The 20,428-nt window shown below is 45.8% G+C and carries 24 protein-coding genes, 6 tRNA genes and 4 rRNA genes; 1 reads left to right on the forward strand and 33 read right to left on the reverse strand.

Annotated elements, in window-relative coordinates; all coding sequences use genetic code 11:
* Positions 1-9: 9 nt before the first annotated feature.
* The 25 genes from rplR to QS795_RS16725 all read right to left on the reverse strand — a co-directional run bounded on the left by rplR (position 10) and on the right by QS795_RS16725 (position 11,065).
* A complete protein-coding gene (gene rplR, locus QS795_RS16605) occupies positions 10-363 on the reverse strand; it encodes a 50S ribosomal protein L18 (RefSeq protein WP_006816326.1) in 354 nt (117 codons plus the stop codon).
* 9 nt (positions 364-372) lie between these two features.
* On the reverse strand, positions 373-906 hold the full coding sequence (gene rplF / locus QS795_RS16610) for a 50S ribosomal protein L6 (protein ID WP_006657020.1): 534 nt from the start codon (positions 904-906) through the stop codon (positions 373-375).
* 14 nt (positions 907-920) lie between these two features.
* Entirely contained in the window at positions 921-1,313 is a 393-nt protein-coding gene (rpsH, locus tag QS795_RS16615) for a 30S ribosomal protein S8 (RefSeq protein ID WP_004907134.1), read from the reverse strand.
* Between the two features lie 34 nt (positions 1,314-1,347).
* A complete protein-coding gene (rpsN, locus tag QS795_RS16620) occupies positions 1,348-1,653 on the reverse strand; it encodes a 30S ribosomal protein S14 (protein WP_004265458.1) in 306 nt (101 codons plus the stop codon).
* A 12-nt stretch (positions 1,654-1,665) separates the two neighbouring features.
* Complete coding sequence (rplE, locus tag QS795_RS16625) at positions 1,666-2,205, reverse strand: 50S ribosomal protein L5 (protein ID WP_006657019.1); 540 nt, start codon at positions 2,203-2,205, stop codon at positions 1,666-1,668.
* A gap of 15 nt (positions 2,206-2,220) precedes the next feature.
* Entirely contained in the window at positions 2,221-2,535 is a 315-nt protein-coding gene (rplX, locus tag QS795_RS16630; RefSeq protein ID WP_004265452.1) for a 50S ribosomal protein L24, read from the reverse strand.
* Positions 2,536-2,545: 10 nt separating this feature from the next.
* Positions 2,546-2,917, reverse strand: coding sequence for a 50S ribosomal protein L14 (rplN, locus tag QS795_RS16635; protein WP_004265449.1), 372 nt, complete (start codon positions 2,915-2,917; stop codon positions 2,546-2,548).
* Between the two features lie 176 nt (positions 2,918-3,093).
* Positions 3,094-3,348, reverse strand: coding sequence for a 30S ribosomal protein S17 (gene rpsQ, locus QS795_RS16640; protein ID WP_006657018.1), 255 nt, complete (start codon positions 3,346-3,348; stop codon positions 3,094-3,096).
* The gene (rpmC, locus tag QS795_RS16645) at positions 3,348-3,539 is read right to left on the reverse strand and encodes a 50S ribosomal protein L29 (protein WP_006657017.1); all 192 of its coding nucleotides are present in this window, start codon (positions 3,537-3,539) and stop codon (positions 3,348-3,350) included. The genes rpsQ and rpmC overlap by 1 nt, the downstream gene beginning before the upstream one ends.
* The gene (gene rplP, locus QS795_RS16650) at positions 3,539-3,949 is read right to left on the reverse strand and encodes a 50S ribosomal protein L16 (RefSeq protein ID WP_004926449.1); all 411 of its coding nucleotides are present in this window, start codon (positions 3,947-3,949) and stop codon (positions 3,539-3,541) included. The genes rpmC and rplP overlap by 1 nt, the downstream gene beginning before the upstream one ends.
* A gap of 11 nt (positions 3,950-3,960) precedes the next feature.
* On the reverse strand, positions 3,961-4,662 hold the full coding sequence (rpsC, locus tag QS795_RS16655; RefSeq protein ID WP_004907131.1) for a 30S ribosomal protein S3: 702 nt from the start codon (positions 4,660-4,662) through the stop codon (positions 3,961-3,963).
* A gap of 17 nt (positions 4,663-4,679) precedes the next feature.
* Complete coding sequence (rplV, locus tag QS795_RS16660; RefSeq protein WP_004265430.1) at positions 4,680-5,012, reverse strand: 50S ribosomal protein L22; 333 nt, start codon at positions 5,010-5,012, stop codon at positions 4,680-4,682.
* Between the two features lie 15 nt (positions 5,013-5,027).
* Positions 5,028-5,306, reverse strand: a complete 279-nt coding sequence (rpsS, locus tag QS795_RS16665) for a 30S ribosomal protein S19 (RefSeq protein WP_004265426.1) — start codon at positions 5,304-5,306, stop codon at positions 5,028-5,030.
* A 14-nt stretch (positions 5,307-5,320) separates the two neighbouring features.
* Entirely contained in the window at positions 5,321-6,145 is an 825-nt protein-coding gene (gene rplB / locus QS795_RS16670) for a 50S ribosomal protein L2 (protein ID WP_006657016.1), read from the reverse strand.
* A 19-nt stretch (positions 6,146-6,164) separates the two neighbouring features.
* Positions 6,165-6,467 carry a 50S ribosomal protein L23 gene (gene rplW, locus QS795_RS16675; RefSeq protein WP_006657015.1) on the reverse strand — a complete coding sequence of 101 codons (303 nt, stop codon included), beginning with the start codon at positions 6,465-6,467 and terminating at the stop codon, positions 6,165-6,167.
* Positions 6,464-7,069 carry a 50S ribosomal protein L4 gene (rplD, locus tag QS795_RS16680; protein WP_036955909.1) on the reverse strand — a complete coding sequence of 202 codons (606 nt, stop codon included), beginning with the start codon at positions 7,067-7,069 and terminating at the stop codon, positions 6,464-6,466. The genes rplW and rplD overlap by 4 nt, the downstream gene beginning before the upstream one ends.
* A 16-nt stretch (positions 7,070-7,085) precedes the next feature.
* A complete protein-coding gene (rplC, locus tag QS795_RS16685; RefSeq protein WP_036955911.1) occupies positions 7,086-7,715 on the reverse strand; it encodes a 50S ribosomal protein L3 in 630 nt (209 codons plus the stop codon).
* A 32-nt stretch (positions 7,716-7,747) separates the two neighbouring features.
* Positions 7,748-8,059 (reverse strand): 30S ribosomal protein S10, encoded by a 312-nt coding sequence (gene rpsJ, locus QS795_RS16690; RefSeq protein ID WP_001181005.1) that lies wholly within the window; start codon positions 8,057-8,059, stop codon positions 7,748-7,750.
* 322 nt (positions 8,060-8,381) lie between these two features.
* The gene (gene bfr, locus QS795_RS16695; protein WP_036955915.1) at positions 8,382-8,855 is read right to left on the reverse strand and encodes a bacterioferritin; all 474 of its coding nucleotides are present in this window, start codon (positions 8,853-8,855) and stop codon (positions 8,382-8,384) included.
* Positions 8,856-8,976: 121 nt separating this feature from the next.
* Positions 8,977-9,177, reverse strand: a complete 201-nt coding sequence (gene bfd / locus QS795_RS16700) for a bacterioferritin-associated ferredoxin (protein ID WP_286272829.1) — start codon at positions 9,175-9,177, stop codon at positions 8,977-8,979.
* Between the two features lie 176 nt (positions 9,178-9,353).
* Positions 9,354-10,538, reverse strand: a complete 1,185-nt coding sequence (gene tuf, locus QS795_RS16705; RefSeq protein WP_096759607.1) for an elongation factor Tu — start codon at positions 10,536-10,538, stop codon at positions 9,354-9,356.
* 123 nt (positions 10,539-10,661) lie between these two features.
* Positions 10,662-10,737: transfer RNA gene (locus QS795_RS16710), tRNA-Thr, on the reverse strand.
* 6 nt (positions 10,738-10,743) lie between these two features.
* Positions 10,744-10,818, reverse strand: a tRNA-Gly gene (locus QS795_RS16715).
* A 71-nt stretch (positions 10,819-10,889) separates the two neighbouring features.
* A tRNA-Tyr gene (locus tag QS795_RS16720) sits at positions 10,890-10,974 on the reverse strand.
* Positions 10,975-10,989: 15 nt separating this feature from the next.
* A tRNA-Thr gene (locus tag QS795_RS16725) sits at positions 10,990-11,065 on the reverse strand.
* A gap of 427 nt (positions 11,066-11,492) precedes the next feature.
* Here QS795_RS16725 and coaA point away from each other — a divergent pair.
* A complete protein-coding gene (gene coaA / locus QS795_RS16730; protein WP_154602943.1) occupies positions 11,493-12,443 on the forward strand; it encodes a type I pantothenate kinase in 951 nt (316 codons plus the stop codon).
* Between the two features lie 32 nt (positions 12,444-12,475).
* On the opposite strand, the gene birA is transcribed toward coaA, so the two are convergent.
* The 8 genes from birA to QS795_RS16770 form a co-directional block, all read right to left on the reverse strand.
* The gene (birA, locus tag QS795_RS16735; protein WP_154638317.1) at positions 12,476-13,453 is read right to left on the reverse strand and encodes a bifunctional biotin--[acetyl-CoA-carboxylase] ligase/biotin operon repressor BirA; all 978 of its coding nucleotides are present in this window, start codon (positions 13,451-13,453) and stop codon (positions 12,476-12,478) included.
* Positions 13,450-14,484 (reverse strand): UDP-N-acetylmuramate dehydrogenase, encoded by a 1,035-nt coding sequence (gene murB, locus QS795_RS16740; protein ID WP_318626654.1) that lies wholly within the window; start codon positions 14,482-14,484, stop codon positions 13,450-13,452. The genes birA and murB overlap by 4 nt, the downstream gene beginning before the upstream one ends.
* Positions 14,485-14,659: 175 nt before the next feature.
* A 5S ribosomal RNA gene (rrf, locus tag QS795_RS16745) occupies positions 14,660-14,775 on the reverse strand.
* Positions 14,776-14,804: 29 nt separating this feature from the next.
* Positions 14,805-14,880 (reverse strand) — tRNA-Thr (locus tag QS795_RS16750).
* A gap of 45 nt (positions 14,881-14,925) precedes the next feature.
* Positions 14,926-15,041, reverse strand: a 5S ribosomal RNA gene (gene rrf / locus QS795_RS16755).
* Positions 15,042-15,182: 141 nt separating this feature from the next.
* A 23S ribosomal RNA gene (locus QS795_RS16760) occupies positions 15,183-18,088 on the reverse strand.
* Between the two features lie 359 nt (positions 18,089-18,447).
* Positions 18,448-18,523 (reverse strand) — tRNA-Glu (locus QS795_RS16765).
* Positions 18,524-18,608: 85 nt separating this feature from the next.
* Positions 18,609-20,149 (reverse strand): 16S ribosomal RNA (locus QS795_RS16770).
* The 16S, 23S and 5S rRNA genes sit together here with 2 tRNA genes alongside, the layout of an rRNA operon.
* Between the last annotated feature and the right edge of the window lie 279 nt (positions 20,150-20,428).

Here is a 20,428-nt window from a genome sequence, read left to right on the forward strand (position 1 = left end):
ACCTCTACCTTAGAACTGAAGGCCAGCTTCACGGGCAGCATCTGCCAGTGCCTGGACTCTACCATGATATTGGAAACCAGAACGGTCAAAAGCAACAACAGTGATGCCTTTTTCCAGTGCACGCTCAGCAATTAATTTACCAACTGCTGCTGCTGCATCTTTGTTTCCAGTGAATTTCACTTGCTCATTGATAGCTTTTTCTGTAGTAGAAGCGGCAACCAATGTTTCAGAACCGTTAGGTGCAATAACCTGCGCATAAATATGGCGTGGAGTACGATGTACCACCAGGCGAGTCGCACCCAACTCTTGGATCTTGCGGCGTGCGCGGGTCGCACGACGGATACGAGCTGCTTTCTTATCCATAGTGTTACCTTACTTCTTCTTAGCCTCTTTAGTACGCACGATTTCATCGGCGTAACGAACACCTTTACCTTTATAAGGCTCAGGACGACGGTAAGCACGCAGTTCTGCCGCTACTTGACCAATCACTTGCTTATCCGCACCTTTCAGTACGATTTCAGTTTGTGTTGGACATTCAGCAGTAATGCCTGCTGGCAGTGCGTGTTCAACCGGATGCGAGAAACCTAAAGACAAGCTTACTGCATTGCCTTTGATTGCTGCACGGTAACCAACACCGACCAGTTGAAGTTTTTTGGTGAAGCCTTCGGTAACACCGATAACCATTGCATTCAGCAGTGAGCGAGAAGTACCCGCTTGTGCCCATGCATCAGCAAAACCTTCGCGCGGAGCGAAAGTTAAGTGGCCATCTTCATGTTTAACTTCAACTGCATTATGGATAGTACGAGTAAGCTCGCCGTTTTTACCCTTGATCGAAATAACCTGACCGTTGAGTTTTACCTCTACGCCGGCAGGAATGACGACGGGTGCTTTTGCCACACGAGACATTCTTTCCTCCCGAATTAAGCTACGTAGCAGAGAATCTCGCCACCAAGACCAGCTTGGCGAGCTGCACGATCAGTCATGACACCTTTAGAGGTAGAAACAACAGCGATACCTAAGCCAGCCATAACTTGTGGCAGCTCATCTTTTTTCTTATAGATGCGCAGACTTGGGCGGCTTACACGCTGGATGCTTTCTACGACAGCCTTACCTTGGAAATAACGTAAAGTCAGTTCCAATTCTGGCTTGATGTCGCCTTCAATTTTAAAATCTTCAATATAACCTTCTTCCTTCAGCACTTTGGCAATCGCCACTTTCAGCTTGGAGGAAGGCATGGTGACCGCAACTTTATTCGCGGCCTGACCGTTACGGATACGGGTCAGCATATCCGCGATGGGATCTTGCATGCTCATCTGTCTTTACTCCCGTGATTCAATATGGTGACAATTACCAACTAGCCTTTTTAAGGCCCGGGATTTCACCGCGCATAGCGGCTTCACGGACTTTAATACGGCTCAGACCAAATTTCCGCAGGAAACCATGCGGACGCCCAGTTTGACGGCAGCGGTTACGCTGACGAGAAGGACTTGAATCACGTGGCAGTGTTTGCAGCTTGAGAACAGCGTCCCAGCGATCTTCATCAGATGCTTTAACATCAGAGATGATAGCTTTCAGTTCTACGCGTTTTGCGAAGAATTTCTCAGCTAATTTAGCACGCTTAACATCACGCGCTTTCATAGATTTCTTAGCCATGAGTAACCTGCCTTACTTGCGGAACGGGAAGTTGAACGCTGCTAACAGTGCGCGACCTTCATCATCAGATTTCGCAGTAGTGGTGATAGTAATATCTAAACCACGTACACGATCCACTTTATCGTAATCGATTTCAGGGAAGATGATTTGTTCACGTACACCCATGCTGTAGTTACCGCGACCATCGAAAGACTTAGCGGACAAGCCACGGAAGTCACGAATACGTGGTACAGCAATAGAAATCAGACGCTCAAGGAACTCCCACATGCGTTCGCCACGCAGAGTTACTTTACAGCCGATTGGATAGCCCTGACGGATTTTGAAGCCTGCAACAGATTTGCGTGCTTTGGTGATCAATGGTTTTTGACCAGAGATTGCTGTTAAGTCAGCTGCTGCATTATCCAGCAGTTTTTTATCAGCGATCGCTTCACCAACACCCATATTCAGGGTGATCTTCTCGACCCGAGGGACTTGCATGACAGAAGTGTAGTTAAACTCAGTCATGAGTTTATTAACTACTTCGTCTTTATAGTAATCATGCAGTTTCGCCATCGTATACTCCAAAAATTACTTGATAGTTTCACTGTTAGATTTGAAGAAACGGACTTTTTTGCCGTCTTCGAATCTAAAGCCTACACGGTCAGCCTTGCCAGTTGCCGCGTTAAAGATTGCAACGTTAGAAACTTGAATAGCCGCTTCTTTTTCAACGATGCCACCTGGTTGGTTCAGAGCCGGAACTGGCTTCTGATGTTTCTTAACCAGATTGATACCTTCAACGATAACTTTACTAGAAGAAATAACCTGCTTTACTTTACCGCGCTTACCTTTGTCTTTCCCAGTTAGCACGATAACTTCGTCATCACGACGGATTTTCGCTGCCATAGTTCGCTCCTTAGAGTACTTCAGGTGCCAGAGAGATAATTTTCATAAACTTCTCATTACGAAGTTCACGAGTTACCGGCCCAAAAATACGCGTACCGATTACTTGCTCACTGTTATTGTTTAATAACACACAAGCATTACCATCGAAGCGAATGACAGAACCGTCAGGGCGACGTACACCCTTCTTGGTGCGCACCACTACCGCTTTCAGGACATCACCCTTTTTAACTTTACCGCGTGGAATTGCTTCCTTAACAGTAATTTTAATGATGTCGCCTACATGTGCATAGCGACGGTGCGAGCCACCTAGAACCTTGATACACATTACGCGACGTGCACCGGAGTTGTCGGCCACGTTCAGCATAGTCTGTTCTTGGATCATTTTAGTGCTCCGCTAAATGTCAACTACTACTGAGCCACCTCATTATGAAGAGGCCGTTCAAATATACCCATACTACGAGGGCGCGGCATTATAACACCACATCTTCGTGTTGGACAGGAAAAAATAAACGGCTCGATCAAAAAGAGCCGTTTATTCATCACGAAAAATCTATTCTATTACAGAACAGCTTTTTCTACAACGCGAACTAAGGCCCAAGACTTAGTCTTAGACAGTGGACGAGTTTCGCGGATTTCTACCACGTCACCAATTCCACATTCATTGTTCTCGTCATGTACGTGCAATTTAGTCGTACGACGGATGAATTTACCATACAGAGGGTGTTTCACCATACGCTCGATAGCAACAACAATAGATTTCTCCATTTTGTCACTAACTACACGACCTTGCAGAGTACGGATTTTATCGTTCATTACGCACCTGCCTTCTCAGTCAGTAAAGTCTTCACGCGTGCGATATCACGACGCACTTGTTTCATTAGATGAGACTGTTGCAGCTGACCACTCGCAGCCTGCATACGTAAGTTAAATTGCTCACGTAACAGGTTTAAAAGTTCAGCGTTCAGCTCTTCTACGCTTTTTTCGCGCAGCTCTTGTGCTTTCATTACATCACCGTCTTAGTTACAAAGGTGGTTTTGATAGGCAGTTTCGCTGCTGCCAGAGAGAATGCTTCACGAGCCAGCTCTTCAGGCACACCGTCCATTTCATACAGGACTTTACCAGGCTGAATTAAGGCAACCCAATATTCTACGTTACCTTTACCTTTACCCATACGAACTTCGAGTGGCTTTTCAGTGATTGGCTTGTCTGGGAATACACGAATCCAGATTTTACCTTGACGCTTAACAGCACGGGTCATAGCACGACGTGCCGCTTCGATCTGACGTGCAGTCAGACGACCACGGCCAACAGCTTTAAGACCGAAAGTGCCGAAGCTAACATCCGTACCTTGCGCCAGACCACGGTTGCGGCCTTTGTGCACCTTACGGAATTTTGTACGCTTTGGTTGTAACATAGCGACGCTCCTTACTTGCGGCCTTTACGCTGCTGCTTTTTAGGTTGAGCAGCTGGTTTCTCAGCTTGTTCAACTGCAGCCATACCACCCAGAATCTCACCTTTGAAGATCCATACCTTAACGCCGAGAACACCATAAGTGGTGTGCGCTTCTGAAGTGTTGTAATCGATGTCAGCACGTAATGTGTGCAGTGGCACACGGCCTTCACGATACCACTCGGTACGAGCGATTTCAGCACCGCCTAAACGGCCACTGACTTCAACTTTGATACCTTTAGCGCCCAGACGCATTGCGTTCTGTACTGCACGCTTCATAGCACGACGGAACATAACACGACGTTCCAGCTGTGAAGAGATGCTATCAGCAACTAATTTAGCGTCCAGTTCTGGTTTACGAACTTCGGCGATATTGATTTGCGCAGGAACACCAGCGATATCCGCTACTGTTTTACGCAGTTTTTCAACGTCTTCACCTTTCTTACCGATAACGATACCTGGGCGAGCAGTGTGAATAGTCACACGGATGCTTTTAGCAGGACGCTCGATTACGATGCGTGAAATTGACGCTTTTGCCAATTCTTTATTCAAGTACTGGCGTACTTTAAAGTCGCTGTCTAGGTTGTCAGCGAATTCATTAGTATTCGCATACCAAGTAGAGTTCCAAGGTTTGACAATACCCAGGCGAATACCATTAGGATGTACTTTCTGACCCATTGCTAGTCTCCAGAGTCTCAGCGATCGGACACAACCACAGTAATGTGGCTGGTGCGCTTAAGAATACGATCTGCACGGCCTTTCGCACGCGGCATGATGCGTTTCATAGTTGGACCTTCGTCTACGAAAATTTTCGCAACTTTCAGGTCATCAATGTCAGCGCCATCGTTTTGCTCTGCGTTAGCAATAGCAGATTCCAGTACTTTCTTCACTAAACCAGCAGCTTTCTTGTTGGTGTAGGTCAGAATTTCCAGAGCTTGCGACACTTTCTTACCGCGAATCAGGTCGGCTACTAAGCGAACCTTCTGGGCAGAAGAACGAGCGTGGCGATGCATAGCTAAAGTTTCCATCTCTTCCTCCTATCCTTAACGTTTCTTAGCTTTCTTATCTGCCGCGTGGCCGCGATAAGTGCGAGTCGGTGCGAATTCACCCAGTTTGTGACCAACCATTTCGTCGGTTACGAATACTGGAACATGCTGACGACCATTATGGACAGCGATGGTCAATCCGATCATATTAGGAAAGATCGTTGAACGACGGGACCAAGTCTTGAGAGGCTTCTTGTCTCCGCTTTCCACCGCTTTCTCTACCTTCTTCAGCAAGTGCAGGTCAATAAAAGGACCTTTCTTGAGAGAACGTGGCATGGCTTATCCTCTAATTATTTTTTAGAACGATGACGTACGATGAATTGATCAGTACGCTTGTTACTACGAGTTTTCTTACCTTTGGTCTGAACGCCCCATGGTGTTACTGGGTGTTTACCAAAGTTACGGCCTTCACCACCACCATGTGGATGGTCAACTGGGTTCATCGCAGTACCGCGAACGGTAGGACGAATACCACGCCAGCGGCTAGCACCAGCTTTACCAAGAACTCGTAACATGTGTTCAGCGTTACCAACTTCACCTAAGGTTGCACGGCAATCAGCTAAAACTTTACGCATTTCACCAGAACGCAGACGCAGGGTGACATAAGCACCATCACGAGCAACGATTTGAGCGTAAGTACCTGCTGAACGCGCTAACTGACCACCTTTACCTGGTTTCAGTTCGATGTTATGAACTGTAGAACCAACAGGGATGTTGCGCATTGGCAGTGCGTTACCAGCTTTGATAGCTGAATCAACGCCAGATTGAATCTGGTCACCAGCTTTCAGGCCTTTTGGTGCAAGAATATAACGACGTTCACCGTCTTTATATAGTACCAGTGCAATGTTCGCAGAACGGTTTGGATCATATTCCAAACGTTCAACAACTGCAGGGATACCGTCTTTGTTGCGTTTGAAGTCAACTAAACGATAATGCTGCTTATGGCCACCACCGATATGACGGGTAGTGATACGGCCATTGTTGTTACGACCACCGGATTTGCTGTTTTTTTCTAACAGCGGAGCATAAGGCTTACCCTTATGCAGCTCAGGGTTAACCACTTTAACAACGTGGCGACGGCCCGGAGACGTAGGTTTACATTTAACAACTGCCATTGTTCTTTACTCCTCCGACTTACTCTGCGCCGCTAACGAAGTCCAGATTCTGGCCTTCTTTCAGCGTAACGTAAGCTTTTTTCCAGTCACTACGACGACCAGAACGCTGACCGTGGCGTTTAGTTTTGCCTTTTACCAGCAAAGTGTTAACACCTTCAACTTCAACTTCAAACAGTTTCTGTACAGCAGCTTTGATTTCTGCTTTAGTTGCGTCTTTTGCAACTTTGAGAACGATGGTGTTGCTTTTTTCCATCGCTGTAGAAGCTTTTTCAGATACGTGCGGCGCGCGCAGTACTTGTAGCAGACGTTCTTCACGGATCATGCCAGCATCTCCTCAACTTGCTTCACAGCATCAGCAGTCATAACCACTTTGTCGAAAGCAATCAGGCTAACTGGGTCGATACCTGCTGCATCACGAACGTCAACCTTGTACAGGTTACGTGCTGCTAAGAACAGATTTTCATCTAATTCAGCAGTGATGATCAGAACATCTTGCAGAGCCATATCTTTCAGTTTCTGTGCCAGCAGCTTAGTTTTAGGTGCTTCTACAGAGAACTGTTCGACAACGATCAGACGATCTTGACGTACCAATTCAGACAGGATGCTTTTCAGAGCACCACGGTACATCTTCTTATTAACTTTTTGACTGTGGTCCTGTGGTTTAGCTGCGAAGCTAACACCACCAGAGCGCCAGATTGGGCTCTTGATTGAACCAGAACGTGCACGGCCTGTGCCTTTTTGACGCCATGGTTTTTTACCAGAACCAGAAACTTCAGCACGAGTTTTCTGAGCACGAGTACCTTGACGAGCACCAGCTGCATACGCAACAACTACTTGGTGAACAAGCGCTTCATTGAAATCACGCCCGAAGGTAGTTTCGGAAACAGTCAGCGCGCTTTGCGCGTCTTTCATTACCAATTCCATTCCTATCTCCTCGACGTTAAGCCTTGACAGCCGGTTTTACGATCAGGTTGCTACCAGTTGCTCCTGGAACAGCACCTTTGACCAGCAGCAGGTTGCGCTCAGCGTCAACACGTACTACATCTAAGCTTTGAACAGTTACACGTTCATTACCCAGTTGGCCTGCCATTTTCTTGCCTTTGAACACTTTGCCCGGAGTCTGGTTCTGACCGATAGAACCCGGAACACGGTGAGACAAGGAGTTACCGTGAGTAGCATCTTGAGTACGGAAATTCCAGCGCTTAACTGTGCCGGCAAAACCTTTACCTTTAGATGTACCAGTAACGTCGACTTTTTTAACGTCAGCGAAAATTTCAACGCTAATGCTTTGACCTACGTTAAACTCAGTACCTTCTTCAGTACGGAATTCACGCAGAATGCGGCCAGCTTCAACGCCAGCTTTAGCGAAATGACCTGCTTCAGGCTTAGTTACACGGTTAGCTTTTTTGCTACCAGTAGTAACCTGAATTGCATTGTAACCGTCAGTTTCTGCAGTTTTAACCTGAGTAACGCGGTTATTTTCAATTTCGATAACAGTTACAGGGATGGAAACGCCATCTTCAGTGAAGATACGAGTCATACCCACTTTCTTACCGACTAAACCAATCATTGTTTCAACCTCTCAATCGTTCGACGACCTGATTAACCCAGGCTGATCTGCACGTCAACGCCGGCAGCCAGATCCAGACGCATCAGAGCATCAACGGTCTTCTCGGTTGGCTCAACGATGTCAACCAGACGTTTGTGAGTGCGAATTTCGTACTGATCACGCGCGTCTTTGTTAACGTGCGGAGAGATCAGAACGGTAAAACGCTCTTTACGTGTCGGCAGCGGGATAGGACCACGTACTTGCGCACCAGTGCGCTTAGCAGTCTCTACGATTTCCGCAGTTGATTGATCGATTAAACGATGATCAAAAGCTTTCAGGCGGATACGGATTCTTTGGTTCTGCATGAGACCAGAGCTCCAACTATTTTATAAACGTAAATGATTACTCCTCGCACCCATTTCGATTGATAGGGGAGTGTAATCGTTCTTGATGTAACCCCCATATCGGGAGTATTGTCTAAATGAGCAACAAATCGTTGACTCAATACTGAGATTTCAGTCCTAAAATTTAGGGCTTACTCATCAGTAAGCCCGCGCATTATACGTAATTTATTGCGAAACGCAAGCAATCGGGGAAAATATGTGCGAATTTTCTGATGTGCAAATTTAGCAGATATAAAAAAGGCCCATCACTGGGCCTAATTACGTTTTCGCCAATCATACAAAACTATTCTTCGATAACTTGTGCCTGAAGATAGTTTTGAATACCTAAACGTTTGATCAATTCAAGCTGAGTTTCAATCCAATCTATGTGATTTTCTTCATCTGCAAGAATCTCTATCATTAAGTCTCGACTAACATAATCATGAATTGAATCCGCATAACTAATGGCTTCTTTTAAATTTTTGGCGCCATCAAGTTCTAATTTCAAATCTGAAGCAAGCATCTCTTCGACATCTTCACCAATGTTTAGCTTACCTAGATCTTGTAGATTCGGAATACCTTCGAGAAATAAAATACGCTCAATGTACTTATCCGCATGTTTCATTTCATCAATCGATTCGTGATATTCCATTTCATTGAGTTTAGTCAGTCCCCAATTTTTAAACATTCGGGCATGTAGAAAATATTGATTAATTGCAACAAGTTCATTGCCCAGCAATTTATTTAAGTGGGCTATCATTTTTTTATCGCCTTTCATTTTTATCCTCCATCGCTTCCAGTCCTATAAGTGTAGTACTGAAATTGATGATATGAATAATATTTACACAGTTATCTGCGTGGCGAATTTTAACTAAACAATAGAGGGGTATATGAAAGGATTATGCGACGTGTTCAATACACTGTTCTTCTAGATGCCGAAGTTCTTCCTGCAAAATTTCACGCGTTTGTCGGATACATTTTCCGCATTCGCGCCCTACTGGCAAAATCTGACGTAGCCCTTTCAAAGAGGTGACGTGATATTTACGCGCCACGTTCCTGATTTGTTTATCAGTGATTGCTTCACAAAGGCATACATACATGATCATCTACCTGCACAAATTACATACAGTAAGTTTAAATGAAAATGATTGGCATTTCAATTATCATTAATTGCAATATTTGAAAATAAAATAAATTAATGAGCTATATAAAAACAAAAAGGACGTCCTAAGACGTCCCTTTTTCTGTGGTTCTTTCTTATTCAGAAAGAGCGGTATTATGCAATGATTCTTGCAACAACACCCGCACCTACAGTACGACCACCTTCACGGATTGCGAAACGTAAACCATCATCCATCGCGATTGGGTGAATCAGAGTCACGATCATGTTGATGTTGTCGCCTGGCATTACCATCTCTACGCCTTCTGGCAGTTCGATAGTACCGGTTACGTCAGTTGTACGGAAGTAGAACTGTGGACGGTAGCCTTTGAAGAATGGAGTATGACGACCACCTTCATCTTTGCTCAGAATATAAACTTCTGATTCAAATTGAGTGTGTGGCTTGATTGAACCTGGTTTAGCCAGTACTTGACCACGTTGAATTTCTTCACGCTTAGTACCACGCAGCAGAACACCAACGTTCTCACCCGCACGACCTTCGTCCAGCAGTTTACGGAACATTTCAACGCCAGTACAAGTTGTTTTAGCCGTTGCTTGGATACCAACGATTTCAACTTCTTCACCAACTTTGATGATACCACGCTCAACACGGCCTGTTACTACTGTACCACGACCAGAGATTGAGAATACGTCTTCGATTGGCAGCAGGAATGGCTTGTCAATTGCACGCTCTGGTTCTGGGATGTAAGAATCCAGGTAGCCTGCTAATTCAACAATTTTCGCTTCCCACTCTGGGTTGCCTTCCAGCGCTTTCAGTGCTGAACCGCGAACAACTGGAGTGTCGTCGCCTGGGAAATCGTATTGAGACAGAAGTTCACGAACTTCCATTTCAACTAATTCTAACAGTTCTTCGTCGTCTACCATGTCACATTTGTTCAGGAAAACGATGATGTAAGGAACACCTACTTGGCGACCTAACAGGATGTGCTCACGAGTTTGTGGCATTGGGCCATCAGTCGCAGCAACAACCAGAATTGCACCGTCCATCTGCGCAGCACCAGTGATCATGTTTTTAACATAGTCGGCGTGACCTGGGCAGTCTACGTGTGCGTAGTGGCGAGTTGGAGTGTCATATTCTACGTGAGAAGTAGAAATGGTGATACCACGCGCTTTTTCTTCTGGTGCGTTATCGATTTGGTCGAATGCACGAGCGTTACCGCCGTAAGTTTTAGCCAGAACAGTAGTGATTGCTGCTGTCAGGGTAGTTTTACCATGGTCAACGTGGCCGATTGTACCAACGTTAACGTGCGGTTTTGAACGTTCAAATTTTTCTTTAGACATTAGATTGTCCCTCTAAGACACGGAATCGGTGGTTAAACCACATCAACCAAGCAAGGATTAAATTCGCTTGTATTCTTTCTTTACAGGAGACAAAACAGGAGATAATTGAGAACATCGGGGAAGTGGTGCTGATAGGCAGATTCGAACTGCCGACCTCACCCTTACCAAGGGTGTGCTCTACCAACTGAGCTATATCAGCACATCTTGGAGCGGGCAGCGGGAATCGAACCCGCATCATCAGCTTGGAAGGCTGAGGTAATAGCCATTATACGATGCCCGCAATGAACTCGGCTACCTGAGTTATCAGCTGTTAAACTGTTTTCCGCAAAGCTTATAGAAGCTTATTGGAGATGGTGGTGGGAGAAGGATTCGAACCTTCGAAGTCTGTGACGGCAGATTTACAGTCTGCTCCCTTTGGCCGCTTGGGTATCCCACCTATCCAAATTTTTAATGGTGCCGGCACCAAGAGTCGAACTCGGGACCTACTGATTACAAGTCAGTTGCTCTACCAACTGAGCTATGCCGGCATCAAGTGCTGCGCATTCTAGGAAGAGTGAGCGCAGGATGCAACAAAAAAATTTAATTTTTTGTTCATTCGCTCATATTTTATTCGCTTTTTGCGATTTTGTTGATTTTTTATCTACTTTGAGATTAAAACATCAACAACAGCCATTAACTATAATCGATTATAATCTGAGGAGTAAAGCACCGTTATCGAGTTTAGTTTCGTAAAATATAATTTTTTTATTCACTATCACAGTTTTTCCCCTGTTTTGATCGTTTAGTTTTTCAGCAAAAAACCTGTTTTTTTTTGCATACGTCAAAAAAAATTCACATAAAACACAAAAAAACCTACGCCTACTTCTCTTCACTCGCTATGATGCTACCAAATTTTATGGATACAGATGCTTTTGCAGCCTGTCCAACCTGCACACAATAGGCAGATGTTGGTTTATGAAACAAAAAGAAAATTTTATGACGACACCATATTTAGAGTTCGATAGAGAGCATTGGGCCACTTTACGTGATTCTGTTCCTCTAACATTATCATCAAGTGAGCTTCTTGAACTTAAAGGTATTAATGAAGAGCTCTCCATGGATGATGTCATCGAAATTTATCTTCCTCTCTCTCGTCTACTGAACTTTTATATAAGTTCCAATTTGCGTCGTCAGGCGGTGTTAGAGCAATTTTTAGGAACTAATGGAGCAAAAGTGCCATACATCATTGGTATCGCAGGTAGTGTTGCTGTAGGAAAAAGTACTACAGCACGTTTGCTACAAGCGCTACTAACCCGTTGGCCAGAACATCGCAAAGTTGACTTGATTACTACCGATGGCTTCTTATATCCAAACCAAGTCTTACGCGACAAAGATATAATGAAGAAAAAAGGCTTTCCGCAATCTTACGATATGCGGAAGTTGGTTAACTTTGTTTCTCAAATCAAGTCTGGAGCGCGTAATGTTGCAGCACCTGTTTATTCGCATTTAACCTACGATATCGTTCCTGATCAGACACAAATTATCGACCAACCTGATATTTTAATATTAGAAGGCTTAAACGTTCTGCAAAGTGACATGGATTACCCTCAAGATCCTCACCATGTCTTTGTTTCTGATTTTGTTGATTTTTCCATTTATGTTGATGCGGCCCCTCACTTACTGAAGCAATGGTATATCGGACGCTTTTTGAAATTTAGACAAGGTGCGTTTTCTGATCCTGATTCATATTTCCATAATTATTCTAAGCTCAGTGAAGAAGAAGCGATCAATGTGGCGAGTTCAATTTGGGATGAAATTAATGGTTTAAATCTTGAAGAGAATATATTGCCAACTAAAGAACGGGCAAGTTTAATTATGACCAAGGGCGAAAATCATTCTATTCGGAATGTACGCTTAAGAAAATAATGGATAAGGCCGGTATTACCCGGCCACTATAGTTAATTTTCATTCGATCTTAATGATATTTCACCGCCAATATAAGGGATAATTTCTCCATTTTCTTTTTGTAATAACAGAGCGCCCTGCTCATTTATTCCCTTTTCAATACCAACAACAATATCGTTACCAATCAAAAGCTTAACCTTGCGACCTAAAAAATTATCTAATTCAAACCACCGAGACAAAAATGGTTTCAATCCTTGTTTCTCAAATATACGTAATGATTCTTTTAATGAATTAATAATATTACCAGCTAATTCATTTCTCTCGACATTCTCAATTTCATCAATTAATGCAGACCAAGCTTGGTTAATTGTTTCCTCTTTTTGAATGATATTTTTACTCATACCAATATTGATACCAACACCAATAATAATATGTGCTGCATCGCCAGTTTTGCCTGTTAGTTCAACCAGAATTCCAGCAAGTTTCTTATCATTCATGTAGAGGTCATTAGGCCATTTAACCTTGACTTTGTTTCCACATAATTTATTTAAAGTTTCAGCAATTACGATACCAACAACTAAGCTCAAACCAATTGCAGCTGCAGGGCCTTGTTCTAATTTCCAATATGTTGAAAGGTAGAGGTTACATCCGAATGGTGAAATCCATTGGCGCCCGCGGCGGCCTCTTCCTGCACTTTGGTATTCAGCTAAGCAAGTATCCCCAGACTGCAGGTGAGGAATTCGATCCAACATATATTGGTTAGTTGAATCAATAACAGGTTCAACTATGACATTAGAATCAGAAACATATTGCTCAATGCGTTCTTTACTCAATAGGTTAATTTGCGAAGGAAGCTGATATCCCTTACTAGTAACTGTTTGAATATCAAGACCCCATGAGCGCAATGTTTTGATATGTTTGTTAATTGCAGCTCTCGTCATTCCTAAGTGCTCACCCAGTTGTTCCCCTGAATGAATCTGCCCATCAGCTAAAATATCAATAACCTGTAATGGAATGCTCATCTCTTTCATTGTATACAATCCACCGCATTGACCTCGCCATTTCGCCCTATAAAGCGAACTTCAGGCTCTAAATATATATCAAAATGCTGTGCAACTGTGTGACTGACATGCTTAGCTAGCTCCACAATATCTTTTCCTGTTGCATTTTCTTTATTGATCAATACCAAAGCTTGCTGTTTATGAACTGCAGCACCGCCTAGTTCATAGCCTTTTAAGCCGCATTGGTCAATCAACCAACCTGCTGCTAATTTTACATTTCCATCAGCCTGAACATATTGAGGGCAATTAGGGTAACTAGCTTTGATTGTCTCCGCGAGTTCAGCAGATACGACTGGGTTTTTAAAGAAGCTACCAGCATTACCTGTTATAGCGGGATCAGGTAATTTACTTCTGCGAGTCTCACATACCGTCTCAAACACATCTGAAGGCGTTACAGTGCTAGGATCGAGCTTAGCTAAATCGCCATACGCTAGCTTTGGTGACCACTCCTTAGCAAAAATCAATCCAACACTGATAATCGCATGCGAATTCTGATATTCATGTTTAAAGATACTGTCTCGATAGCCAAAATTGCATTCTTCCGCAGGGATACGAGTGATCCTACCTGTATCCAAGCAGAGGATATCCACATACTCACAAACATCTTTTAGCTCTAACCCATAAGCGCCAATATTTTGTATCGGTGCAGAGCCTACGCATCCAGGGATCAGCGCTAAGTTTTCTGCGCCATATATTCCCTTATGAAGCAATGTTTCAAGTAGTTGATGCCAGTTTTCCCCCGCAGATGCGTGTACATGCCAAGCATCTGCAGATTCAGTAATTTCGATACCTTTAATTCTGTTTACAATGACCACACCTTCAAAGTCTTCAGTAAATAACACATTGCTTCCCCCGCCTAATAGCAGTACTGGAAGATTGTCATTTTTTGCTGTTGTCCACTGTTGGTACAGCGCATCAGCGCTTTGTACAATATTCACCTTAATGGCTTTGGCATCAATACCGAAGCTATTAAGTGATTTGAGTTCGGCGGTCAGGTTCATTGCTACCTTCATTTCAAATAATGATCTAAGATTTTATAAGTCTATCAGCCAGGCCTAGCAGTGAATAGCATGTAGGCGGAAATAATATGATAAGTAAGAAATTGAGAAGAGTTTTGAAAAGTACAGATCGTTAGATAGCAAAAAGCCACCCATTGGGTGGCTTCTTATATTTAAAACCTAGCAGTTCCCTACTCTCACATGGGGAGACCCCACACTACCATCGGCGCTACGGCGTTTCACTACTGAGTTCGGCATGGGGTCAGGTGGGACCACCGCGCTATTGCCGCTAGGTAAATTCTTTTAAACTATTTTAGTATTCATGGTGCTGATACCCAGATTCGAACTGGGGACCTCACCCTTACCAAGGGTGTGCTCTACCAACTGAGCCATATCAGCAATATGGTACGGTCAGTCAGCACTGACACAACCTTAAAAATTAATGTCTGGCAGTTCCCTACTCTCACATGGGGAGACCCCACACTACCATCGGCGCTACGGCGTTTCACTTCTGAGTTCGGCATGGGGTCAGGTGGGACCACCGCGCTATTGCCGCCAGACAAATTCTGTTTATTCCCGTTTAGTCTCTAATCCACTAAACCAGAATATCAATCCTGAACAAGCTGTCGTGTCCACCTCTCGGCGTCCCACTTCATTGAATCAACTTTAATCTCTCATCTCGAAAACACCTTCGGTGTTGTCAGGTTAAGCCTCACGGTTCATTAGTATTGGTTAGCTCAACGTATCGCTACGCTTACACACCCAACCTATCAACGTCTTAGTCTTAAACGTTCCTTTAGGACCCTTAAAGAGTCAGGGAAGACTCATCTCAAGGCAAGTTTCCCGCTTAGATGCTTTCAGCGGTTATCTCTTCCGCACTTAGCTACCGGGCAATGCCATTGGCATGACAACCCGAACACCAGTGGTGCGTCCACTCCGGTCCTCTCGTACTAGGAGCAGCCCCTTTCAATCTTCCAACGCCCACGGCAGATAGGGACCGAACTGTCTCACGACGTTCTAAACCCAGCTCGCGTACCACTTTAAACGGCGAACAGCCGTACCCTTGGGACCTACTTCAGCCCCAGGATGTGATGAGCCGACATCGAGGTGCCAAACACCGCCGTCGATATGAACTCTTGGGCGGTATCAGCCTGTTATCCCCGGAGTACCTTTTATCCGTTGAGCGATGGCCCTTCCATACAGAACCACCGGATCACTAAGACCTACTTTCGTACCTGCTCGAGCCGTCACTCTCGCAGTCAAGCTGGCTTATGCCTTTGCACTAACCGCATGATGTCCGACCATGCTTAGCCAACCTTCGTGCTCCTCCGTTACTCTTTGGGAGGAGACCGCCCCAGTCAAACTACCCACCAGACACTGTCCGCACCCCAGATAATGGGGCTACGTTAGAACATCAAACATTAAAGGGTGGTATTTCAAGGTTGGCTCCACGCAGACTGGCGTCCACGCTTCAAAGCCTCCCACCTATCCTACACATCAAGGCTCAATGTTCAGTGTCAAGCTATAGTAAAGGTTCACGGGGTCTTTCCGTCTTGCCGCGGGTACACTGCATCTTCACAGCGAGTTCAATTTCACTGAGTCTCGGGTGGAGACAGCCTGGCCATCATTACGCCATTCGTGCAGGTCGGAACTTACCCGACAAGGAATTTCGCTACCTTAGGACCGTTATAGTTACGGCCGCCGTTTACTGGGGCTTCGATCAAGAGCTTCTCCTTACGGATAACCCCATCAATTAACCTTCCAGCACCGGGCAGGCGTCACACCGTATACGTCCACTTTCGTGTTTGCACAGTGCTGTGTTTTTAATAAACAGTTGCAGCCAGCTGGTATCTGCGACTGGCTTCAGCTCCATGAGTAAATCACTTCACCTAATGCCAGCGTGCCTTCTCCCGAAGTTACGGCACCATTTTGCCTAGTTCCTTCACCCGAGTTCTCTCAAGCGCCTGAGTATTCTCTACCTGACCACCTGTGTCGGTTTGGGGTACGATTAATGATAATCTAGAGCTTAGAGGCTTTTCCTGGAAGCGGGGTATGAGCTACTTCGCCACCGTAGTGACTCGTCATCAGACCTCAGCATATAGTGAACCGGATTTGCCTAATTCACCTGCCTACATCCTTAAACCGGGACAACCGTCGCCCGGCCAGCCTAACCTTCTCCGTCCCCCCATCGCAATTATCACCAGTACGGGAATATTAACCCGTTTCCCATCGACTACGCATTTCTGCCTCGCCTTAGGGGTCGACTCACCCTGCCCCGATTAACGTTGGACAGGAACCCTTGGTCTTCCGGCGTGCGGGTTTTTCACCCGCATTATCGTTACTTATGTCAGCATTCGCACTTCTGATACCTCCAGCATGCCTCACAGCACACCTTCACAGGCTTACAGAACGCTCCCCTACCCAACAATATTTACATATCGCTGCCGCAGCTTCGGTGCATAGTTTAGCCCCGTTACATCTTCCGCGCAGGCCGACTCGACCAGTGAGCTATTACGCTTTCTTTAAATGATGGCTGCTTCTAAGCCAACATCCTGGCTGTCTGAGCCTTCCCACTTCGTTTCCCACTTAACTATGACTTTGGGACCTTAGCTGGCGGTCTGGGTTGTTTCCCTCTTCACGACGAACGTTAGCACCCGCCGTGTGTCTCCCGTGATAACATTCTTCGGTATTCGTAGTTTGCATCGAGTTGGTAAGTCGGGATGACCCCCTAGTCGAAACAGTGCTCTACCCCCGAAGATGAGTTCACGAGGCGCTACCTAAATAGCTTTCGGGGAGAACCAGCTATCTCCCGGTTTGATTGGCCTTTCACCCCCAGCCACAAGTCATCCGCTAATTTTTCAACATTAGTCGGTTCGGTCCTCCAGTTAGTGTTACCCAACCTTCAACCTGCCCATGGCTAGATCACCGGGTTTCGGGTCTATACCCTGCAACTCATTCGCCCAGTTAAGACTCGGTTTCCCTACGGCTCCCCTATACGGTTAACCTTGCTACAGAATATAAGTCGCTGACCCATTATACAAAAGGTACGCAGTCACACCACAAGGGTGCTCCCACTGCTTGTACGTACACGGTTTCAGGTTCTATTTCACTCCCCTCGCCGGGGTTCTTTTCGCCTTTCCCTCACGGTACTGGTTCACTATCGGTCAATCAGGAGTATTTAGCCTTGGAGGATGGTCCCCCCATATTCAGACAGGATAACACGTGTCCCGCCCTACTCGTCGAGTTCACAACACTAACACCTTCGGATACGGGGCTATCACCCTTTACTGCCGGCCTTTCCAGACCGTTCTCCTGATGCTAATGCTGATTAAGACTCTGGGCTGCTCCCCGTTCGCTCGCCGCTACTAGGGGAATCTCGGTTGATTTCTTTTCCTCGAGGTACTGAGATGTTTCAGTTCCCTCGGTTCGCCTCGTTTGACTATGTATTCATCAAACGATAGTGCAACGAATTGCACTGGGTTTCCCCATTCGGAAATCGTCGGTTATAACGGTTCATATCACCTTACCGACGCTTATCGCAGATTAGCACGTCCTTCATCGCCTCTGATTGCCTAGGCATCCACCGTGTACGCTTAGTCGCTTAACCTCACAACCCGAAGGTGTCTTTTCATCAGACGACACGAAACGTCATGGCTGTGCGTGGTGAAGTTCTTCGTTGGGCAGGGTTCGCAATGCTCACGTACTCATGTACGCTGCGCTTGCTGCACGCTGTCCGCCTTGAATTTCACACTGCTCGCTCATGCCACTTGCTTGTGTGTTTGAAAAACACGTTCAAGTTGAGATTTTTGAGAGACTCTCACATTGTTTAAGCGATAAACAATGTGCGTTGTTTTCAATTTTCAGCTTGTTCCAGATTGTTAAAGAGCATAATTGTTAAACCAACTACAAGGTAATTGGCTTAATCATTATTTGTGGGGAACGTCTTTCACTCATTCTCCGCGCAATTGGCGTCCCCTAGGGGATTCGAACCCCTGTTACCGCCGTGAAAGGGCGGTGTCCTAGGCCTCTAGACGAAGGGGACACTACAGTCAGCTTCGCAGACGCGCTTTTTGCTCTACTTTCTATCAGACAATCTGTGTGAGCACTTCACAAGTACACTTCAATGGTAAGGAGGTGATCCAACCGCAGGTTCCCCTACGGTTACCTTGTTACGACTTCACCCCAGTCATGAATCACAAAGTGGTAAGCGCCCTCCCGAAGGTTAAGCTACCTACTTCTTTTGCAACCCACTCCCATGGTGTGACGGGCGGTGTGTACAAGGCCCGGGAACGTATTCACCGTAGCATTCTGATCTACGATTACTAGCGATTCCGACTTCATGGAGTCGAGTTGCAGACTCCAATCCGGACTACGACGTACTTTATGAGTTCCGCTTGCTCTCGCGAGGTCGCTTCTCTTTGTATACGCCATTGTAGCACGTGTGTAGCCCTACTCGTAAGGGCCATGATGACTTGACGTCATCCCCACCTTCCTCCGGTTTATCACCGGCAGTCTCCTTTGAGTTCCCACCATCACGTGCTGGCAACAAAGGATAAGGGTTGCGCTCGTTGCGGGACTTAACCCAACATTTCACAACACGAGCTGACGACAGCCATGCAGCACCTGTCTCAGAGTTCCCGAAGGCACTAAAGCATCTCTGCTAAATTCTCTGGATGTCAAGAGTAGGTAAGGTTCTTCGCGTTGCATCGAATTAAACCACATGCTCCACCGCTTGTGCGGGCCCCCGTCAATTCATTTGAGTTTTAACCTTGCGGCCGTACTCCCCAGGCGGTCGATTTAACGCGTTAGCTCCGGAAGCCACTCCTCAAGGGAACAACCTCCAAATCGACATCGTTTACAGCGTGGACTACCAGGGTATCTAATCCTGTTTGCTCCCCACGCTTTCGCACCTGAGCGTCAGTCTTTGTCCAGGGGGCCGCCTTCGCCACCGGTATTCCTCCACATCTCTACGCATTTCACCGCTACACATGGAATTCTACCCCCCTCTACAAGACTCTAGCTGACCAGTCTTAGATGCCATTCCCAGGTTAAGCCCGGGGATTTCACATCTAACTTAATCAACCGCCTGCGTGCGCTTTACGCCCAGTAATTCCGATTAACGCTTGCACCCTCCGTATTACCGCGGCTGCTGGCACGGAGTTAGCCGGTGCTTCTTCTGTTGGTAACGTCAATCGTTGATGATATTAGCATCAACGCCTTCCTCCCAACTGAAAGTACTTTACAACCCTAAGGCCTTCTTCATACACGCGGCATGGCTGCATCAGGCTTGCGCCCATTGTGCAATATTCCCCACTGCTGCCTCCCGTAGGAGTCTGGGCCGTGTCTCAGTCCCAGTGTGGCTGATCATCCTCTCAGACCAGCTAGGGATCGTCGCCTTGGTGAGCCATTACCTCACCAACTAGCTAATCCCATATGGGTTCATCCGATAGCGCAAGGACCGAAGTTCCCCTGCTTTGCTCCTAAGAGATTATGCGGTATTAGCTACCGTTTCCAGTAGTTATCCCCCTCTATCGGGCAGATCCCCATACATTACTCACCCGTCCGCCGCTCGTCAGCGAGAAGCAAGCTTCCCCTGTTACCGCTCGACTTGCATGTGTTAGGCCTGCCGCCAGCGTTCAATCTGAGCCATGATCAAACTCTTCAATTAAAAAGCTTGATGCTCAAAGAATGTTACTGTCGTTTGATTTCCGAAGAAACCAAATTACCTATTAGTTCATATATATGAATTAACGTGTTAGTCACTCTTCAAGACTTAAAATCAAATATTTTTTTGATAGTGTCCTGTGAGTGCCCACACAGATTGTCTGATAAATTGTTAAAGAGCGGTGCGACATTTCTTAAGAAATTCGACTCAGTTTTTATCAACTTAGGTCGTTGTCGCGAGGTGGCGTATATTACGCTTTCCTCAGTGAGAGTCAAGCATTTT

The sequence above is a fragment of the Providencia zhijiangensis genome, assembly GCF_030315915.2.
GTDB lineage: Bacteria > Pseudomonadota > Gammaproteobacteria > Enterobacterales > Enterobacteriaceae > Providencia > Providencia zhijiangensis.

Coding starts and splice junctions, on each gene's coding strand:
- rpsQ (WP_006657018.1), bottom strand. CDS start 3,348: ATGAACGATAAAATCCGTACTCTGCAAGGTCGTGTAGTTAGTGACAAA.
- rpsJ (WP_001181005.1), bottom strand. CDS start 8,059: ATGCAGAACCAAAGAATCCGTATCCGCCTGAAAGCTTTTGATCATCGT.
- coaA (WP_154602943.1), top strand. CDS start 11,493: ATGAAACAAAAAGAAAATTTTATGACGACACCATATTTAGAGTTCGAT.
- bfr (WP_036955915.1), bottom strand. CDS start 8,855: ATGAAAGGCGATAAAAAAATGATAGCCCACTTAAATAAATTGCTGGGC.
- rplD (WP_036955909.1), bottom strand. CDS start 7,069: ATGGAATTGGTAATGAAAGACGCGCAAAGCGCGCTGACTGTTTCCGAA.
- rplV (WP_004265430.1), bottom strand. CDS start 5,012: ATGGAAACTTTAGCTATGCATCGCCACGCTCGTTCTTCTGCCCAGAAG.
- rplN (WP_004265449.1), bottom strand. CDS start 2,917: ATGATCCAAGAACAGACTATGCTGAACGTGGCCGACAACTCCGGTGCA.
- bfd (WP_286272829.1), bottom strand. CDS start 9,177: ATGTATGTATGCCTTTGTGAAGCAATCACTGATAAACAAATCAGGAAC.
- rplB (WP_006657016.1), bottom strand. CDS start 6,145: ATGGCAGTTGTTAAATGTAAACCTACGTCTCCGGGCCGTCGCCACGTT.
- rpsH (WP_004907134.1), bottom strand. CDS start 1,313: ATGAGCATGCAAGATCCCATCGCGGATATGCTGACCCGTATCCGTAAC.
- rplF (WP_006657020.1), bottom strand. CDS start 906: ATGTCTCGTGTGGCAAAAGCACCCGTCGTCATTCCTGCCGGCGTAGAG.
- rpsN (WP_004265458.1), bottom strand. CDS start 1,653: ATGGCTAAGAAATCTATGAAAGCGCGTGATGTTAAGCGTGCTAAATTA.
- rplC (WP_036955911.1), bottom strand. CDS start 7,715: ATGATTGGTTTAGTCGGTAAGAAAGTGGGTATGACTCGTATCTTCACT.
- rplE (WP_006657019.1), bottom strand. CDS start 2,205: ATGGCGAAACTGCATGATTACTATAAAGACGAAGTAGTTAATAAACTC.
- rplP (WP_004926449.1), bottom strand. CDS start 3,949: ATGTTACAACCAAAGCGTACAAAATTCCGTAAGGTGCACAAAGGCCGC.
- murB (WP_318626654.1), bottom strand. CDS start 14,484: ATGAACCTGACCGCCGAACTCAAATCACTTAATAGCTTCGGTATTGAT.
- rpsC (WP_004907131.1), bottom strand. CDS start 4,662: ATGGGTCAGAAAGTACATCCTAATGGTATTCGCCTGGGTATTGTCAAA.
- rpsS (WP_004265426.1), bottom strand. CDS start 5,306: ATGCCACGTTCTCTCAAGAAAGGTCCTTTTATTGACCTGCACTTGCTG.
- tuf (WP_096759607.1), bottom strand. CDS start 10,538: ATGTCTAAAGAAAAATTTGAACGTTCAAAACCGCACGTTAACGTTGGT.
- rplW (WP_006657015.1), bottom strand. CDS start 6,467: ATGATCCGTGAAGAACGTCTGCTACAAGTACTGCGCGCGCCGCACGTA.
- rpmC (WP_006657017.1), bottom strand. CDS start 3,539: ATGAAAGCACAAGAGCTGCGCGAAAAAAGCGTAGAAGAGCTGAACGCT.
- birA (WP_154638317.1), bottom strand. CDS start 13,453: ATGAAAGAGATGAGCATTCCATTACAGGTTATTGATATTTTAGCTGAT.
- rplR (WP_006816326.1), bottom strand. CDS start 363: ATGGATAAGAAAGCAGCTCGTATCCGTCGTGCGACCCGCGCACGCCGC.
- rplX (WP_004265452.1), bottom strand. CDS start 2,535: ATGGCAGCGAAAATCCGTCGTGATGACGAAGTTATCGTGCTAACTGGG.